18 protein-coding genes are annotated in these 18653 nt (G+C 38.9%); 11 read left to right on the forward strand and 7 right to left on the reverse strand.

What is annotated here, in order from left to right; translation table 11 throughout:
* Positions 1-55 precede the first annotated feature (55 nt).
* Together JKG61_RS02400 and JKG61_RS02405 are read left to right on the forward strand one after the other, a co-directional pair.
* Entirely contained in the window at positions 56-826 is a 771-nt protein-coding gene (locus tag JKG61_RS02400; protein ID WP_202101385.1) for a DUF3050 domain-containing protein, read from the forward strand.
* 157 nt (positions 827-983) lie between these two features.
* On the forward strand, positions 984-1619 hold the full coding sequence (locus JKG61_RS02405; RefSeq protein ID WP_202101386.1) for a peptidylprolyl isomerase: 636 nt from the start codon (positions 984-986) through the stop codon (positions 1617-1619).
* A gap of 13 nt (positions 1620-1632) precedes the next feature.
* Here the strand turns inward: JKG61_RS02405 and JKG61_RS02410 are convergent, their stop codons facing one another.
* On the reverse strand, positions 1633-2454 hold the full coding sequence (locus JKG61_RS02410) for a ZIP family metal transporter (RefSeq protein ID WP_202101387.1): 822 nt from the start codon (positions 2452-2454) through the stop codon (positions 1633-1635).
* A gap of 116 nt (positions 2455-2570) precedes the next feature.
* Between JKG61_RS02410 and JKG61_RS02415 the strand changes: the two genes are divergently transcribed.
* The 3 genes from JKG61_RS02415 to JKG61_RS02425 all read left to right on the forward strand — a co-directional run bounded on the left by JKG61_RS02415 (position 2571) and on the right by JKG61_RS02425 (position 5869).
* Positions 2571-3233 carry a metal-dependent transcriptional regulator gene (locus JKG61_RS02415; protein WP_202101388.1) on the forward strand — a complete coding sequence of 221 codons (663 nt, stop codon included), beginning with the start codon at positions 2571-2573 and terminating at the stop codon, positions 3231-3233.
* Positions 3234-3310: 77 nt separating this feature from the next.
* The gene (locus tag JKG61_RS02420; RefSeq protein ID WP_202101389.1) at positions 3311-4558 is read left to right on the forward strand and encodes an MFS transporter; all 1248 of its coding nucleotides are present in this window, start codon (positions 3311-3313) and stop codon (positions 4556-4558) included.
* A 186-nt stretch (positions 4559-4744) separates the two neighbouring features.
* Positions 4745-5869: a lipid II:glycine glycyltransferase FemX gene (locus JKG61_RS02425; RefSeq protein WP_202101390.1), complete on the forward strand. Its 1125-nt coding sequence runs from the start codon at positions 4745-4747 to the stop codon at positions 5867-5869.
* Between the two features lie 114 nt (positions 5870-5983).
* Here the strand turns inward: JKG61_RS02425 and JKG61_RS02430 are convergent, their stop codons facing one another.
* Together JKG61_RS02430 and JKG61_RS02435 are read right to left on the reverse strand one after the other, a co-directional pair.
* Positions 5984-7507: an acyl-CoA dehydrogenase family protein gene (locus JKG61_RS02430; protein WP_202101391.1), complete on the reverse strand. Its 1524-nt coding sequence runs from the start codon at positions 7505-7507 to the stop codon at positions 5984-5986.
* A gap of 211 nt (positions 7508-7718) precedes the next feature.
* Positions 7719-8585 (reverse strand): helix-turn-helix domain-containing protein, encoded by an 867-nt coding sequence (locus tag JKG61_RS02435; RefSeq protein WP_202101392.1) that lies wholly within the window; start codon positions 8583-8585, stop codon positions 7719-7721.
* A 204-nt stretch (positions 8586-8789) separates the two neighbouring features.
* Here JKG61_RS02435 and JKG61_RS02440 point away from each other — a divergent pair, with 204 nt between their 5' ends.
* Positions 8790-10691, forward strand: coding sequence for an AAA domain-containing protein (locus tag JKG61_RS02440; protein ID WP_202101393.1), 1902 nt, complete (start codon positions 8790-8792; stop codon positions 10689-10691).
* A 10-nt stretch (positions 10692-10701) separates the two neighbouring features.
* Here JKG61_RS02440 and JKG61_RS02445 read toward each other — a convergent pair whose 3' ends face one another.
* Positions 10702-12072 (reverse strand): sensor histidine kinase, encoded by a 1371-nt coding sequence (locus tag JKG61_RS02445; protein ID WP_202101394.1) that lies wholly within the window; start codon positions 12070-12072, stop codon positions 10702-10704.
* A 222-nt stretch (positions 12073-12294) separates the two neighbouring features.
* Here JKG61_RS02445 and JKG61_RS02450 point away from each other — a divergent pair, with 222 nt between their 5' ends.
* A complete protein-coding gene (locus JKG61_RS02450) occupies positions 12295-12660 on the forward strand; it encodes a DUF2200 domain-containing protein (RefSeq protein ID WP_202101395.1) in 366 nt (121 codons plus the stop codon).
* A gap of 62 nt (positions 12661-12722) precedes the next feature.
* Here JKG61_RS02450 and JKG61_RS02455 read toward each other — a convergent pair whose 3' ends face one another.
* A complete protein-coding gene (locus JKG61_RS02455) occupies positions 12723-13703 on the reverse strand; it encodes a linear amide C-N hydrolase (protein ID WP_202101396.1) in 981 nt (326 codons plus the stop codon).
* A 186-nt stretch (positions 13704-13889) separates the two neighbouring features.
* Positions 13890-14609 (reverse strand): dTMP kinase, encoded by a 720-nt coding sequence (gene tmk / locus JKG61_RS02460; RefSeq protein ID WP_202101397.1) that lies wholly within the window; start codon positions 14607-14609, stop codon positions 13890-13892.
* A gap of 199 nt (positions 14610-14808) precedes the next feature.
* On the opposite strand from tmk, the gene JKG61_RS02465 reads away from it, so the two are divergent.
* Positions 14809-15282, forward strand: a complete 474-nt coding sequence (locus tag JKG61_RS02465; protein WP_202101398.1) for a hypothetical protein — start codon at positions 14809-14811, stop codon at positions 15280-15282.
* A gap of 77 nt (positions 15283-15359) precedes the next feature.
* Here JKG61_RS02465 and JKG61_RS02470 read toward each other — a convergent pair whose 3' ends face one another.
* The gene (locus tag JKG61_RS02470; RefSeq protein WP_202101399.1) at positions 15360-15839 is read right to left on the reverse strand and encodes a very short patch repair endonuclease; all 480 of its coding nucleotides are present in this window, start codon (positions 15837-15839) and stop codon (positions 15360-15362) included.
* 133 nt (positions 15840-15972) lie between these two features.
* Between JKG61_RS02470 and JKG61_RS02475 the strand changes: the two genes are divergently transcribed.
* The 3 genes from JKG61_RS02475 to JKG61_RS02485 all read left to right on the forward strand — a co-directional run bounded on the left by JKG61_RS02475 (position 15973) and on the right by JKG61_RS02485 (position 18445).
* The gene (locus JKG61_RS02475; protein ID WP_202101400.1) at positions 15973-16935 is read left to right on the forward strand and encodes a hypothetical protein; all 963 of its coding nucleotides are present in this window, start codon (positions 15973-15975) and stop codon (positions 16933-16935) included.
* 73 nt (positions 16936-17008) lie between these two features.
* Entirely contained in the window at positions 17009-17212 is a 204-nt protein-coding gene (locus JKG61_RS02480) for a helix-turn-helix domain-containing protein (protein WP_202101401.1), read from the forward strand.
* A 63-nt stretch (positions 17213-17275) separates the two neighbouring features.
* Positions 17276-18445, forward strand: a complete 1170-nt coding sequence (locus JKG61_RS02485; protein ID WP_202101402.1) for a DNA cytosine methyltransferase — start codon at positions 17276-17278, stop codon at positions 18443-18445.
* Positions 18446-18653: the final 208 nt, after the last annotated feature.

Consider the following 18653-nt stretch of genomic DNA (forward strand, 5'->3'; position numbering starts at 1 on the left):
TAGTTTCTGGGTGTTTTTTCTTGGAAGGATATAATAATGAATAGTACTTTTGTATATGAATAAGATTGAAGAAATTATTGCCTACATTCAAGACGAGCGAGAGCAGCTTCTACAGCACCCTTTGTATTCTAGAATTAAGAATATTGAAGATCTCAGGCTATTTACTGAAACGCATGTCTATGCCGTATGGGACTTTATGTCACTTTTGAAGAGTTTACAGAGACGTTTGACCTGCGTACGAGTACCTTGGATGGCCTCGGATTATCCCAATACGAGGTATCTTATCAACGAAATTGTACTAGCCGAAGAGTCAGATGAATCTATTGATGGCACTAGATTGAGCCACTATGAAATGTATTTGGATGCTATGAAGGCAATGGGGGCGGATACTGCTGTTATCGAACAATTCATAACAGTCATTAAAAGTGGGATAAGAGTCGAAGATGCTATTAGTAAACTCGATGTGGATACGCGTATCAAAGAATTTTTAGGGTATACCTTTGATCTCATTTTTAATGGAGGTGATCATGAGGTGGCAGCAGCTTTTACTTTTGGCCGCGAAGATTTGATCCCTGGTATGTTTAATGCAATATTAAAAGAAATACAGATCCAATTTCCCGATGCAGACTTAAAGAAGTTTGTTTACTATTTCGAACGTCACATCGAATTGGATGGCGATGAACACGGGCCATTGGCTATGCAGATGATTGAGGAACTAGGTGGCGAAGATAAAGTAAAATGGAACGCTATAAAGCAGGTTTCGAAGGAAGCGCTAAAGAAAAGGATTGCTTTATGGGATGCTATATATGATTCTATTAAAAAATAAAAGGCTTTCAAACGGGGAGAATGAAAACCTTTTGTAACCAATTATAAACCTAAATTATGATAGTACAAATATAAGTGTAATATGTACACTTGCCAAATTTCTATTTATTTTTTTGTTCAAATGACATGGTACTGACATTTGACCTTTATTGTTATAAATGAGAGTCGTTTTTTTGTTGTTTTTTTTTCTGTTAAGTCAGTTTTCTTCCTTTGGACAGACGAACCGGTTGTTGTTTAAAACGGCATTTGGAGATATAAAAGTTGTGCTTTATGATTTTACTCCAAAACACAGGGCGTTGATTCTTAACGCTGTAAAAGAAGGAATTTATGCTGATGCATTATTTAACCGGATAATAGATGGTTTTGTTGTACAGGGAGGTGAGCATGATATGGATATCGAAAAACGGGAATCTGCCGACTTATTGGGTGTAAAGCCCCGTCTGAACCCCGAGTTTGACGAGCGAGCATTTCATAAAGTGGGGGCTTTAGGAGCTGGCCGTGATAATAATGTCTTGAAAGCCTCATTTTTAAATCAAATATATTTTGTCGTTGGGAAACCTGTTTCTGATAAAGATTTGGAAGAATTAGAACATAAAAAAGGAATAAAGTATACCGATTGTCAAAGAGATAATTATCTAAAATATGGAGGACAGCCTAGATTGGATCTGGACTATACTATATTTGGTGAGGTTTACGAAGGGTTGGATGTTCTGTTAAAAATCAGTAAAGTTAAAACTGATAATCTTGATTATCCTTTAGCGCAGATACAGTTTGAATTGACAGTGATAGAGTAGTGGACTTTAAGTACTATCCGCTTAAGGCAACATCTAAGGTCATCATAATAACAAAACCTGCAATAAAACCGAGTGTAGCCATGTCCGAACCTTTGTTTTGTTGAGCCTCGGGAATAACTTCTTCGACGACAACAAATATCATAGCACCCGCAGCAAAGGCTAAGGCATACGGAAGTATGGGGGTAAAAGCGGCAACGGCTAAAGCGCCAACTACTCCGGCAATAGGTTCGACGACAGCTGAGAGCTGTCCATAGAAAAAACTTTTTCGTCTACTCATTCCCATTCTTCTTAAAGGCATGGCTACTGCGATGCCCTCCGGAAAATTCTGTAATCCTATTCCAATCGCTAAGGCTATCGCTCCGCCAATAGTGGCTTCTGGAATTCCCGCTGCTACCCCCCCAAATAGTACGCCTACTGCAAGACCTTCAGGTATATTGTGAAGCGTAATCGCTAATACCAGTAGGGTGGTCTTTTGCCAAGGTGTTTTGATCCCTTCTACTTGTTTGAAATTTACATGCAGATGGGGAAGTATTTTGTCTAATGCAAATAGAAAGCCTGCACCGCCTAGAAATCCTAATACAGCAGGTAGCACCTTTTCGAATCCCTCACCATCACTCATATCTATAGCGGGTATCAATAGACTCCATATACTAGCTGCTACCATGACACCTCCCGTAAAGCCAAGCATGCTATCCATGAATTTTTTATAGGTGCTTTTGGTGAAGAAGACAAGCGACGCACCGAGTGCGGTTACGAGCCATGTAAACAGGGTAGCGTAAAAAGCAGCCCATACGGGATTGGAACGTTCTAAAAAAGATATAATGGAATCAAACATAGTAGCGGGGTAATCTTAGATTCATTTGCCCTACAAAAGTAGTAAGTTAGATAATACGAATAAAGTTTTTCTTTGATAAATATATTAGTATACTCTAATATTTTGTAGATTTGTATATGAACTCATCCGTAGAGGAAAATTACCTGAAGGCTTTATTTATGTTGTCCGGAACAAAAGGAGAAGCTACCGTTAACGAGGTCAGTCGTTTTTTGGATATAAAAATGCCAACGGTGAATAGTATGATGAAGCGACTTTCAGAAAAAGGGTTGGTAATTCACGAAAATTATAAACCTCTTAGATTAACTGAAAAAGGAAAGTTGGAAGCTGCTTTGGTTGTGAGGAAGCACCGTCTGACTGAAATGTATCTTGTGGAAAAGATGGGCTTTGGTTGGGAAGAAGTACATCATATCGCAGAGCAGATTGAACATATACATGCTCCTGATTTTTTTAACAAGATGGATGAACTGCTGGGGTATCCAACTGTCGATCCTCATGGGTCGCCTATTCCTAGTAAGGAGGGAAGCATAATAGCAACTCCTTATATTCAGTTGAGTGATTGTCTGGTCGGCGATAGGGTTGAGCTGATGGCTGTTGGCCAATCTTCCGCTTCTTTACTGAAATATCTCAATACACGTGAGTTGGCCTTGGGGGCATTGATCCATATTGATGAAATCGAACCTTTTGATCGCAGCATGCATGTCAGCTATTCGGACCGTACGTCAGTTGTCCTTACCTCTTTGGTGTGTGATAGCCTGTTAGTACGCCGGGTCGAGAGTTAATCAAGTGGATTGGATCTGACTATACTTGCTTTTTTTACGTGCATTTCTTTATTTTGGGCTTTTAATAAGCGAACGCTATGTCTGATCAATCCTCTACATCTGGCTTTTCAAGTTATGAAAGAACAGTTGTTTTCCTTTTAGCTATCACACAATTCACGGTAGTACTCGATTTTATGGTGATGTCCCCTTTGGGTGATATGCTTATCAAGTCTATGGATATGAATGCTTCCTCATTTGGAAATATTGTATCTGCTTACGCCTATAGTGCGGGAATATCAGGGTTATTGACGGCCGGAATCGCTGATCGCTTTGATCGCAAGAAGCTACTTGTTTTCTTTTATGTAGGCTTTGTTATAGGAACAGCATTTTGCGGTATTGCTGATAGCTATACTACTATCGTCGCCGCTCGGATTATAACGGGGCTGTTCGGCGGCGTGATAGGATCCATCTCGATGGCAATATTGACGGATGTATTTCCTTTACAAAAACGCGGACGGGTAATGGGATTTGTTCAGATGGGATTTGGAGCGAGTCAGGTGCTCGGAATTCCTATAGGTCTATATATTGCTAATCACCAAGGCTGGGAGGCTCCATTTATCTATATTGCTGGATTTTCAGTTGTGATACTATCATGTATTATATTTTTCTTGAAGCCTGTAAGCGCACATCTGACTATGGATCGCAGGGATAATAATGTGATTTCACATCTGCTTAGGACACTTAAACGTCGTGCTTACCAGAGGGGTTTTCTGACAACATCCTTATTGTCTCTAGGTGGATTTATGATGATGCCTTATGGAACTATTTTTGCTGTTAACAATCTTGACGTCCACGAAGATCAGTTGCCTGTTCTTTTTATGGTATCTGGTCTGGTATCGTTGTTGTTCATGCCGGTGATCGGCAGATTGAGCGATAAGTTTGATAAGTTTAAGCTTTTCGGTATAGGAAGTTTATGGCTTATTGTTTTCTGTATTATTTATACTAACCTTAGCGGAATTCCTTTTTGGATGGTCTTGATGTTGAACACAGGTATTATGTTGGGTGTGCTTTGTCGTATGGTACCTTCCATGGCATTGATCTCTGCCGTGCCCGATGACAGTGACCGTGGAGCGTATATGAGTATACAGTCTTCGTTACAACAGATTGCTGGAGGGATCGCTGCCACGATGGCCGGACTGATTGTCTACCAAAAAAGCCCTGCAGCGGCATTAGAGCATTATGATATGGTTGGCTATGTGGTCTCTGTCTGTGTCATACTAACCATAATTCTAATGTTCTATATTAATCGCTATGTGCGTCTTAAAAGTGAAAAGCAGCTTCTATGATAAGTCCTAAACCGTAGGCATGTAACAACGACGTTTTATCAGCTATTGCTTTTTAACATTAAAATAACAAACCATTATAGCTTTATCCATTTATAATGGATATGTTTGCCGCCTTTAGCCTACAAGCAGGTTCTATAGAACCTGCTTGTAGGCCATTTTTATAATAGGGAATTACAAAGAAGTGTAATGATAGCAGATATCCAGGACAAAGAGGTCGATAGCCTTTACAAAACAGGTATTATTCAACAGACTGCTTATTGGTCTACGGTTAAAAAGCTACAGGGGTTGGACTCTCAGGCTTTTAATTTTAAAACAAAATTTTCTGATCTTTATAGTGATAGTGATGATACGAGCTATTTTGTAGGGGATTTTTTAGTGATTTTGCAAGCTGTGGATGAAGACCACTGTATAGCTTATGTGCCTTACGGTCCTGAAGTAGAACCTTCGGAAGAAAATCAGGGCTTTTTTCTAGAGCAGCTCTCTGAAAGCTTACGCTCTCAGTTGCCGCACAACTGTATCATGATTCGATATGATCTTTCCTGGGAGTCCCACTGGGCTAAAGATGATGATTGTTATGATCTACACGGTAATTGGTTGGGAGTGCCAGAGCGACGTATACAGGAGATGAGACTCAACTTCAATACGGAGCATTGGAATCTGCATAAAGCCAATACAGATATATTACCATCCAATACAATTTTTATGAACCTCAAACACAACGATGATGTATTGTTGGGGAATATGAAAGCAAAGACCAGATATAATATTAATCTGGCAACACGGAAAGGTGTATATATCCGTTCGTTGGGGTTAGAGAGTTTAGAGATTTGGTATGATCTATACCGACAAACTGCAGAACGCAATAACTTCTTTCTGCACGATATCAGTAATTTCAAAATCATTCTTTCAGCTCGTGCTAATGATACACTATCACCGGCAGAGGTTTATCTTTTAGTGGCAGAGGTAGAAGATAAACCTTTGGCTGCGATGTTTTTGGTTGTTGCCGCAAATAGGGGGACCTATCTCTATGGTGCGTCTGCTACGGAAAATAGGAATTATATGGCTACTTACGCACTGCAATGGCGTGCTATGCAGATTGCTAGAGAGAAAGGATGTACGGAATATGATTTTTTTGGGGTGGCTCCGCAAGCAGACCCTTCACATCCGATGTATGGTCTTTATCGTTTTAAATCGGGGTTTGGGGGGGATGTTTATCATCGATTGGGGTGTTGGGACTATCCATTGGACAAGCAAAAATACCAATACTACATCGCTATGGAATTCAAGAACCAGAGCTATCATTTGAGCTAGCTTCCGAAGATTTCGGAACGGAAATATATCTTGTAAAAAAGGCCTGTAACATATTGTTACAGGCCTTTTTTTATTTATAGTAGTGATTTTTATTCGTGATGTCGTTACAGTTTGTTATTGGTGTATAAAATTAGACCAATCGCTCTTCTCTTCGTAATCCATCAGTGGGTCAGCCTGAGTTCCTGCAGACCATTGTCCAGCCAACATGCTCAAGTCCATTTGCATGTGTTGGCGTGTTATTTCTGTCATTTCATTGCTGAAACCAAGGTGGTTAGATTGGATTACAAACTGAAAGCAGACTATTCGCGCAATCATTCTTCCCAATGTTACCATCTGCCTTTGCTTAGGCTGGTCAGCGATGCTAATGTCTAGGCTGGCTGCAAATACTCCTGCAGCATGTCTCGTCAGTTCATACCCTTTGAGATACTCCAGCAGGTTGTTAACTTTTGTTTTACGCATCGTACGAACGATCGCGTCGGCTACTTGTGAGTAAAGCATTTCGTTAGAGCCTTCGAATATCTGGAAAGGTCTGCTGTCCACTACGCTACGTCCGGCAATGTGATCCAGTCGGTATCCATTTGCACCAGCTAACTGTAATGCTATCTGTGCAGACTCTTGCATAAGGTCTGTAACTAAGGCTTTAACACTGTTGGCATCCACCGCATTTCCAAATAAATCGGCACTAATAGAGCTCATGCCGCTACTGTATGAACACATAGCCGAGCATATGGTGAATGCTGCTTGGATACGCGACAACTGATATTTAACAGCATCTATCTCACCTAAAGGCTGTCCCGACACACGTCTTGTCTTACAGTGTAGTAAGGTTTCGTCCAGTAATCGTTTGATAAAGCCCATCCCCATACCTGGGAACTGCAATCTGCTACGGTGTAGCGTATCCAGCATTAACTTGATACCGGTACTTTCTGTAATCAGTTTTTGGTTGGCTGGAACTTTGATGTCAATATCATTGAGACCATAAGGAATAGCGTAAAGCCCTAAGTTATTAAACTTCTTTTGAACGATTATCTTTTGTTCTTCAATAGCGTTGTCCGTTACAAAGAAATCAATATCTCTGGCCAACTCACCATTGGCTACAGTTTTCCGCGCAGTAACCAACCAAAAATCAGCTGCACCTGTTAGCCCTTGCCAATGTTTTTGTCCTTTGATACTATAAGTGTCGCCTTGGAGGTCATGAGCCGTACGCATACTGAGTGCATCACTACCATATCCTGGTTCGGTAATCATCAAGCCCCCCATTGCTTTGTCTTCTAAGAAACGTTTGAAGATCCCCGGATGCAATGTCCGATCTGCATATTTGGCAAAAGGTTCAAGGAACAATGCGATATTGATACCAAACATTAACGATAGCGATAACGATTCGTAAGATGCTGCGGATAATACGCCCAAGCATTCTTTGACATGTACACCTCTGCCTCCGTGTTCTTCTGGAATAGCTACCGCTAAAGGGTTCATGGCCATTATCTCATTTAGAAATGTAGGAGGCAACCCCCTAGATAAGCTGATTGAGTTATAATCATATTCAGTATTGAACAAGCTAGATAACCGCTCCTTGAAGGATTTTATATACAAATTGAAATCTTGATGTACACCGGTTTGCTTCAAAAGATTAAGCATAACAAACGTTTTTTAATTGAAAATATGAAGGGATAAACTTAGGTTGTAGTCTAGCACAAAATCAAACATTGTTCTTTTGTTTGATCAAAAGGAATAGACATATTATAAATCTAAGTTCCATCCGTTTGATACAAAAGTAGGGTATTCTATGGATATAGGTGTGTCTAATCCCGTATCAATACTAGGACAAATCGTGCATTCGGGAGTGCCACTATTTTGCACTATTGCGGTATTCGGTAGGCGACATTCCCACCACTTTTTTGAATACGCGTGAAAAATAAGAAGGATCTGAAAAATCCAGCTCATAGCAGATATCTGCAACACTCTTGTTGGATTCAAAAAGCAACAGTTGCGCATGCATAACGGAAATTTCCAAGATAACTTCTTTAGACGATTGCTTGAATACAGAAAAGACGCAGCGATTTAAATAGTTTGTCGATACCGCTAGCTTATCCGCGTAAAAGCCTATATGTTTATGTTTTTTAAAGTTCTTGTGTACCAAGCGTTTAAACATCATCGCTATTTCTTGGCGTCTGCTCAGTAATTTATCAGAGGATGACAGTTTGATAACTTTTAAAAGGATAGACTTTAAAAGTGTATCATTGAGTTCCTTATAAGCGTCTGTAGCGTAGAGCTCCTTGTAAAGGAGTTGGCACAGCAGGTTTATATCAGTGTTGTCTTCATGAGATAGGTTGATGAGGGGAGAAATGCTGAAAATATTTAGAATTTCCTGTGCCCTGAAAATGGAAGTCATGGCACTTTCATTGATCAGGATGCAGTGTCCCTTGACTGATCTGTCTGCAGTCTTTACAGCAGAGATGTTGCCATAGCTGCTAATAAGGATTGCCGGTGCTTCTACCATATACTCTTTAGGACCGATTTGATAGGTGAAGTAACCTTCGGTAAGATGTACCAATAAGTTGTAAGCTAAGAATATGGGCGGTGTCGGAAATTTGATGAATGGAGCGATCTCGTTAAGCTGGAACACTTTAACAGGGAATTGCTTGTATTTTAAATGATCTAGGCTGCCCACCATGAAGCGTTCTACATACTCGTCGGCATTTACTTGTTTCTCCATTATTCCTATATGCTTAGTGACTCTATTTGCCTATTGCCTAAAACTAAAAAATCTTTCTGACATATCCACAGCACATTTGTTTATAATTATCTGTTCGGAACGCCCGCTCCGCTCTAAACGGGATCGTTGATGCGAAAAACGTAAAATCAGCTTGTTTTAGAAAAAAAGCATTTACTTTGCAGAAATTATAAAGAAAAACTGTTGATGGATTATTTTAAGGATCTAGCTAGACTTTTACAGATAGAGTTGTCTTTTGATAGAGAAGAGCACGGGCGTTTGCTATCGGTCAGGAGTATCAGTGATCGAAAAGCATTAGGTATCACTTGGTACCCTGTGCAGATCACGGATAGTGGTCTTGGCCGAGGTGACTACCTGCAGGTGACTTTTAATAAAACCAATGATTTTGAAAATAGTCATAGATTTCGTTTTGGGATGCCAGTAGCACTTTTTTCTAATCACGATTCTCAGCAAGACCGCATTCAAGGTGTCATAACGTTTGTAAACAAGCAGCAAATGCGGGTTTCTTTCCGTACGGAGGAACTACCCGAATGGGGACGTAAGGGAAAACTTGGCGTAGACCTCATGTTTGACGAAAATTCCTACCGTGAGATGAGCAACGCGATGAAAGAAGCCGAGACCCTCGCCAACGACCCTGTAAAGGGGGGGCTTGTTCGAAAGCTGATTGGGGTGGAACCATTAAGCTATACAGGGGTAAACCATAGCTTTGAAGACGCGATATTAAATCCCAGCCAAAATCAAGCTGTACAGCAGATTTTGTCAGGAGGAGATCTGACCATCCTGCACGGGCCTCCTGGGACAGGTAAGACGACGACATTGATTAAGGCTATTACAGCTTTGTTGAACAATAGCGGTCAACAGTTGCTGATCGTGGCGCCGAGCAATACCGCTGTGGACGTACTGGCCGAACGACTTGACCGCTTAGGTATAAATGTGTTGCGCATAGGTAATCCGGTCCGTGTATCCGACAGATTGCAGGACTTGACACTCGAAGAAAAATCGAATAAGCATCCTGGATATCGGGAAGTGAAGGCACTAGAAAAGCAAGCTCGAGCCTATACAGATATGGCTCATAAATATAAGCGTAGTTTTGGACGGGCCGAATACGAACAACGGAAAGCTTTGCTGAATGAAGCCAAGAGGATAAGAAAAGATATAGATCGTATACAGGACTACGTCATAGAAGATATCTTAAGCAAAAGTCAGGTTATTGCCGGTACTTTGGTCGGTGCCAACCATTCCTACATCCGCGACCGCCATTACCATACGGTTATAGTCGATGAAGCGGCTCAGGCATTAGAACCTGCATGTTGGATACCTATATTAAAAGCAGACCGCTTGATCCTAGCAGGAGACCACTGTCAATTACCTCCTACCGTAAAGTCGGAACAACGGGAGAGCAAAGCTCTTTTTCATACACTGTTTGAAAAATTGGTAGAATTGTATCCGGAGTCGGTTTCATTTTTGGATACGCAGTACCGGATGAATCAGCAGATCATGGCCTATCCAGCTGTTGCGATGTATGGAGGGAAGTTGAATAGTGGAGCTGTAGCTTCACAATGGACATTGGCAGGGGATACCAAGCCCCTGATGTTTATTGATACGGCGGGTTCGGGTTTTGAAGAACAGGAAGAAGACGGAGCTATCTCCAATAAAGAGGAAGCTCATTTTTTGATAAACCATCTCCACGGTTTACAGTCGGACCTGGTTGACAATAATCAAAATATCCCTTTACCGAGCGTTGGTATTATTACGCCTTATCGTAAACAAGCCATTCTGATAGCAGATATGTTGACGGAGAGCAATTCTAAGAAAGAATTAAACGTCCAAATAAACACGATAGATGGCTTTCAGGGACAAGAAAAAGATATTATATATATCAGCCTTGTACGTAGCAATACAGCAGGCAATATCGGTTTCCTATCAGATGTACGACGTATGAATGTCGCGATGACTAGGGCTCGAAAGAAACTTATTGTTATAGGAGACAGCAGTACAATAGGGCAATATGATTTTTATAGGGAGTTTTTTCAATATGTAGAGTCAATAGAAGGTTATCATAGCGTATGGGAATGGAGCCCGATATAGATTCAATTCTTTATTGTACCTCCAGAGATTTTCCCTCTTTTTCTGGCATAGTTGTTTTCACTTTCGGTCGGGAAAAACTAGGTTGTTCGGTCGATGTTTTATTGGAATGATTGTCGACCCAAGGTAACCCTACCGTAAAAATAGACCCCTCGTTAGGAGTACTATCAATATTGACGACTCCATGGTTCCGTTCAATAAGATCTTTGCAGAGAATTAGACCTAACCCTGTCCCTGGTTCATCCACAGTACCTAATGATTTGCTTTGGACTACATTAAATAATAGGGCGGATGTAGAAGGATTAATACCTATTCCCTGGTCTTTGATATGGATATAAGTAAGTTTCTTGTCCTGCGAAGAGAAGATGTCGATTTCCCCTGTTACGTAACTGAATTTTATTGCGTTACTTATAAAATTACGAAGAATAATTATTAAGTGATCCCTGTTGACGAGGACTTGGTCTTTATCTTTTATATATACGGTGATCTTCAGTTGTTTGACTATAATCTGTTCTTCAAAAGCCGCAAGTATTTCTTTGATAACAGGTTGTATGAGCACAGGTGACGGGGCTGCAGCAATCCCACGCAGACTATTGCTACCCCATTGCAATAGGTCATCCAATACTTGGTTCTGTTGAACTATACGTAAGTGAAGTTGTCTGATAAAATCAGCAGACACACTATTATCCAGAACTTGTTGTTCAAGTGCAAGGACCATTGTTTCTAGTGTTGCAAACGGGCTTTTGATGTCATGTGCAATGATGGAGAATATTTTTTCTTTGTCCTTGTTGATGGCTTGTAGTTTTTGTCTTTGATCCTCAATTTTTCGCATGTTACTGTAAATAATTTTGAGAAAAAAATTGACCGAAACAACAATAAAGATAAGCGAACAGATGATGTTGTATAGAACCCTAAATATCGGCACCGGTTGCTCAAAAGAGTTTATATCTGGATATATATAGATCATTACCATTGCCAAAGTGACTGCCGAAGCAAACAGGATGTGGATACGTCGATCGTCATACAACAGGGTGGAAGAAATCAGTATGCACAGTAAAAAATACTCTGCCCCATTTTGATAAAGTATAGCACCTGCAAAAAAGAAAATAAAGTTACTCCCCAACAACATCAGCTTGGCATAGTTGGGTCTGCGATAGTATTGAAAAAACAGCACTGCAATGTCACATAAACCGTTTGACAGATTTATCAGGGCTAGGATAGGACGATGTTCGATAAAGTTGGTTATAGAAAAATATATAGCAGGTAAGATACACAGCAATGCTATGAGGTTTACCATATGCACCCTCTTAAAATCCATATAAGACATAGACGCGTCCGTGCCGATATGCGTTAACATATTCCAGTAATTTTGGATGCGTTTCATAAGCTTATAGTTCAGCACGTTGGCGTAAGAATTAAAAAAGTGATTATATTTCTATTTTGGATTTTTTTAGTAGATATTCTAGTCAGTTATTAGATGATAAATATTTAGCTATTACATGATCGAGTGCTATTAATTTTCCTAATTTAGACTATATGTTTGATCAAATATAAGCAGCAAATCGGATATTAGTAAAGAAAAAAATAATTTTAAAACTGTGGTAAGATGAACAGCTCAGATTTACATGATGAACGGATAGCAAATATGGTATTTGCCTCTGTATATCCACATTACTTAACAAAAATAGAACGAAAAGGTAGGACACGTCAAGATTTACAGGAAGTTATCTTTTGGTTGACAGGATTGGACGAAGTGAAAATCGAAGACTTAATCCAAAAGAAAGCGACTTTCAGGGAATTATTCGATTGTGCAACAATACATCCCAATGCTTCTCTGATCAAAGGGCTTATTTGTGGCTATCGGATCGAAGAAATTAGCAATCCCTTGACACAAAAAGTAAGGTATTTGGATAAACTGGTGGATGAGCTGGCAAAAGGTAGGGCACTAGATAAAATATTAAGGACGATGTGACCAACAAGAGATATGTTCATACCTCTTGTTGGTGGATTTTTATGACCTTATTGCTGAGTGTATTATATGCCTTGGAAAATAAAAGGTTTGGCATTAGCGAATTGCATAGAGGTCTCTCCGGCATAAATCTGATTTTTATCCAAAGCGAGTTTCTTAATATTAGCTTTTGCGTTAAAATCTAATTTCTTAAAGTCTACCCATATTGCATTAGGGCTTAAGGCGTCTTCAAAGTAATACACCAAGTTCTTCTGATCGGATACGGTACGCCATCTTGTTGTTGAAAGATTGGGGAATCCCTCTGTAGAAATACCATAAGGTACGGAGCATTGTCTGATGACACTAAATGCACCCGCAACAGCTACTCTGGTGTTATCCGTCTGAGGAATCGCATTGATATAGTATGAAGCGCGGACAAATCTATCTACAGCTTTGTTTGTTCCAGGTAAAAATATATTACCTGGAATAGTTTTCCAGTATTTGTTGATAGCCAGTTGTTCTTCGAATATAGGGTCATTGGTCATTACTGTGTACGAAGGATCATGATGGATGACCAATTTTCCGTTGATGTATTCCAAGATGGCATTGTCGCCACTGGCATCAGAAATTGATAAGTGCACTGTCGTAAATTTGTCTGTACCGGGAATGAAGTCCGTGACAACTACAAAATCTTCTTTACGGAACTCGTTCACGGCTTCGGCTACCGTGCTAAAATTGTCTAGTGCATACTGTGCCCACAATGATATGGCTAGCCCTTTTTTTCCTGTTCCATCTTTTTCAAATTTTGGATACTGAGAGCTCACCAGCCACAGCATGTTAGCGACCAATCCTTTTTCGTTCATGCCGTCAGATACCGCTATATCCCAAGAGCTAGTTACTACACTACCATATTTCGATATCCATTGTATGGTGTTGCTACCGGTACTTCCATGACGGGCGATATCTCTCGGGAATAACCATATGTTGGCTGCTATTTCGAGAGAAAAGTCCATGTTACGGGCGGTGAGGATAGTATTGTTGGGTCCTTTGTAGACCACTCTTGACATGCCTCTGTTTTAGCAAAAGGACTCCATAGTGCTGTGGCTAACGCTACTAGGTAGCCGGTTTTTTTTCCAATGTTTTTCATTTGTCTATTTTTTAATAATCGAGTCTAATAATAGAACTTAGGTAAATTGCAAAAAAATGAGATCGTCTAAAGCTGACACCGCGCCGGATGCTTACCGCATTTGTATTTATTTCGGTAATGTCTTATCGTGAAGAATTGTAGGATCTATGTGGTGTATTTTTTTAAAGATTGCTTCGTGAATTTCGTTTTTTGATAACCAATTCGAATTACCCATGAAGCACTCAATTTCGTGAAAGTTGGGTTGCTCATCCAAGAGGTTGAGGTATTCATTGTATACATTCCGTTGTAATTCTAATGAATCCTCATGGATATCTTTCTTACCATTTAAATAGGCCCTATCGGCTCCGGTTCTTGAAGAGTTTAAGGAATTTTCGATATGACTAAAAGGCACGTTTAAGAAGAGTGAAAGATCTGGTGAGGGAAGTTGATTATGCTTAAATTCAAAATCAATAATCCATTTTTTTAACTCTCTTTTATCAGTGGTTTCTTTTGTTTTTGCACATTGAAACGCAATGTTAGAATTGACATATCTATCCATAATGATCAGATATCCCTCACTTAGCCACTCATTCAATAAAGCTTTATGCTCATTCCTGTCTTCTGCAAATAAAAGAGCCACTAATTTAGGATGGACATGTTCTAATGAACCCAGTTCACCTCTTAGATATTCTGCTATCAGCTTACCATATTCCCCTTGGTTTAGCATGGGGAAATGTATGAACTTGTGTTTTATGTCTAATTCATTCAGTCTTCCAATTAGTAAATCAATTTGGGTTGATTTGCCCGAGCCATCTAATCCTTCGATAGTAATTATTTTACCTTTCATTGTCATTTAAATCAAAAAAAACTTGAGAACTAATCTATCTGGATATTTAGTCGTACAGTTTACAGCAAAACTACCAATATTTTTGAGTTTTTTGAACCCCAAGGCATTTTATCTAATTCTTTTAATCACGATCATTCTCGGTTCTATTTTTGTTTTTTTATATATTAGTATCATTTTATAACTTTTAGAAATAATAACGATGAGGAATACCCTGTTAGTTTTAATATTACTTTTTGTAATGAAAATTGATAGTTATAGTCAGCAGGCTGCAGCTTTGAATAGAGAAGTTATAGAAGCACAGATGCAACTTTATGAACATAAGATAGATGCGAAGATTAAAGAATTGGATTTAAAAGAAGATAATTTAGAGTTAAGTAAGCAAAATGTTGCTGATATAATAAACTTTCATAAGGAGGGAATGGAAGAGTTTCACCGAACTTTAAACTATCTGCTAGTACTGATGGGGATTATAGTTTCTGTTGTTATTGCTGCTGCTGGATATTATCTAGAACGTTTCAATAAACGCAAGTCTCTAGAGCTCAAGAAAGATATTGACGCTTTACGGCAGTCCATGGAAGAGAGTCTTGAAAAAATTAAAAAGGAATCCGATCGAGAGCTGGATTTAATCCGTGCAGAAGCGAAGCGACAGATGGGTCATTTTAAAAACGGATAATCGATTCTATTCATTACATTGGGTATATGTTATTTCTTTATGTGCTTAGGTCTTATCTGACTGACTGTTGAACAGTCTTATTTCCATAACCTTCTTGATTCTATAAATAGTTCTATTTGATTGATTATCAGTTGTGTTTTTTTAAATACGTCTTTTGACCAGAAACGGAATACGGTATACTCCAAGTCGCGTAGAGCACGGTTTACCTTTTCGTCCTTCTGCATGTTACGCTCGATTTTTGGTATCCAGAATAAGCGGTTTGATTTAATCCGCTCCCTGTTGATTTTCCAATCAAAGCCGTGCCAGAATTCTCCGTCTACGAAAATGGCTAGTTTATATTTTTTGATTACAATATCAGGGCGACCAGGTAGTGACTTGTCATGTAACCTGAAGCGTATATTTTTAGACCAAAGCGCTTTTCGGAGAATCAGCTCCGGTCTGGAGTTTTTCCCCCTGATACGTGACATATTATAGCTCCGCTGCTTGGAGGTATAAAAGCCCAAGGATTCCTCAAATCGGGGAACTGCTATGTGGTCGATGTCATCATAACTATGCATTATCCAAAGTTACGGCTTTCAAATTTTATTAAAACAAAGTTAAAGTAGTTATTTGGGATTTAAGGTTTATTTATATATATTGATTTAATGCGTGATTTATTGTATTTTACATTAAATCTATTAACAGTAACCAATGGGCTTAAAAGAGAAAATAATAGACCAGTTGAGCATGTTGATTTCAAATAATGTAATTGGTGATATTCAGTATAGAAACAGACTTAACGGATTTATAGGTGAGCTGGATTTTAAAGAATTTATGGCATTACATAGGCCTCAGCTTTTATATCTTGATGGTGGTATTTTCTTGCCCACGATAAAAGACTCCTCTTATCTGGATTCTCCGGTGTATTTTACGGTGACCTCTCTTCCTACTGCAGCGTATCTTGAAGTATACAAATGTATTTCAACTATCAATTGTAAAGGGATGTTCCTTTTGCAGTGGGATCAGGATGAAATTGAAAACTGGCCATCTATTGATCTTTTAAATAATGGTCAGAAACTGTTGGTACCTCGATTCCTCATCAGTAGATATGAAAATGATGAGTTTATAGAGGTTCCACTGTCCGATTTTCTTTCTTTATTTAAGATACAAAATTATGTATATACAGATAGAGTTCCCGTTAAACTCAAAGCGCATTTTGTGGATCTTTTAAAAAGATTCGATGTAAAGCCTCTGCTCGATTTATATTTGCAACGGGTTGTATTTGATGGACTCATTGGCTTCAAGTGCGAGCGCGGTATCCCTAGTGATATTGATCAGATTATATTTTCTGATAAGACAGAGCAATACTTCTTTTTAGAAGTAAAGGAGAAAGATCTTTCAAAGAGAGAGCCTGTTGGATTTGGAATGGATGTCCCCCGGATCATATTTTTTGAAACACTTCAGAAAAAAACAGGAATTGAAACCTTTTATTTTGTCAAACAAATCAAGGACCAGATATCCCGTCAATTTGTTAATTGGAGGTTTATATCCATTTCAGATTTTAGAACACACTGTAACACGACTGTTGTGGAAGGGGGGACTGGAATGAGGTCTGTAAATTCTAATAATCCAACATTAATTTGCCCAGAAAAGCACTTTGGTGTTTTTAAATAATCGCTTTCCCGATGAGAATAAAAGTTCACTTATATCCGATTGACTTATAAATCGATTTTGGCGACTTTGCAGCATGGATATCAAAATAAAAGTAGGTTTGAAGATTAAAGAGTTAAGAAAATCTTTGGGCTTAACTCAAGAAGCTCTGGCCTTTAAAGCTAATATGGACAAAACTTATGTCAATGAGGTTGAAAATGGTAAGAGAAATATTTCTATCGTTAATCTTGAAAAGCTTATTATTGCGTTGGAATCAAGTTTTGAGTCTTTTTTTTTGTGAAAAGTCAAAGTTTGAATAACAGATAATACAGAGTCTAATTTTATTATGATAAAAGGGTATAGCGTGGAAGAAAAAGCGAAAAGAAAAAACTCTAAAAAGTCTGAGGGTATAGAAAAGTATGCCGATTCAGATTTTAATTTTATAGATCTCTTTGCTGGTATTGGCGGATTTCATATAGCCATGCACAGTGTGGGAGGAAAATGTGTTTTTGCCTCTGAAATCGATAAGTTTGCAAGGATCACATACGAACACAATTATAGGAGGTGGTCACCAGAATTGTTTGAATCAGGTAATTTTAATAAAGATATTACAGATCTAGATTTAGATTACAATGTCATTCCATCTTTTGACGTTCTCTGTGCTGGATTTCCTTGTCAACCATTTTCCCATGCTGGGCTAAAAAAGGGATTCGGAGATACCAGAGGCACATTGTTTTTTAATATAGAAGAGATTGTCCGTACCAAAATAGAGGCTGCAAATAAGCAGGGAAATAATAACTTAATTCCAAAAGTCCTCTTTTTGGAGAATGTAAAGGGGTTAAAGAACCATGATAAAGGAAGAACATTCCAGACGATAAAACATAGTTTGGAAGAATTGGGCTATGAAGTCCGTGCGGAAGTGCTCAATAGTAGAAATTTTGGTGTACCACAGAATAGAGAGCGGATATTTATCATCGCATGGTATAAAGGACTTGTTGCAGCGGATGATTTCAAATTTCCTTGGGGTTTGGATCTTGAAGGTAAGCCGATTTTTGATCGTAATCTGAGAGATCTCGAAAGTATGCATACGAACTTGGGACAGATTTTATTAGAAGAAAAAGAACTTGCTGCATTAGAATCCCAAGCAGGTCGGACCTATACAATTTCGGACAAATTGTGGAATGGGCATCAGCGGCGTAAAAAGGAACATGGTGAGAAGGGTAACGGTTTCGGATATTCTCTATTTCGGGATGATTCTCCCTATACAAGTACTATTTCTGCACGTTACTACAAAGATGGTTCTGAGATTCTGATAGATCAGAGTATGTTGGGCAAGAGACCCAGAAAACTGCATCCCATTGAAGCAGCCCGTTTACAAGGATATCCAATAGATGAAAAGAATAACGATGAGCGCTTCGAAATTCCCGTTTCTGATGCTCAGGCTTATAAGCAGTTCGGTAATTCAGTTTCTGTACCAGTCATCAAGACACTGGCTCAAGAAATTATTAAACAATTATTGAAGAGTCTTTCCTAATATTTTTTATCGTATGTTCGGAATAGGTGATTTAAAAAAGATAGGTGGTTTGTTGAGAGTAGCATAGCAAAAAATACAACGTGTTTTGCAGTTTGGGGAACGTATATTTTAAAGTTATATTTCCTCTATATCTATAAGTAAGTTTCTCAATGGCTGAGGAGAGATCAATAAACTGCTTCTATATGCGACGCAATTATATTGCATGTAA

Origin of the sequence: Sphingobacterium faecale, from assembly GCF_016746095.1 — a bacterium.
Classification (GTDB): domain Bacteria; phylum Bacteroidota; class Bacteroidia; order Sphingobacteriales; family Sphingobacteriaceae; genus Sphingobacterium; species Sphingobacterium faecale.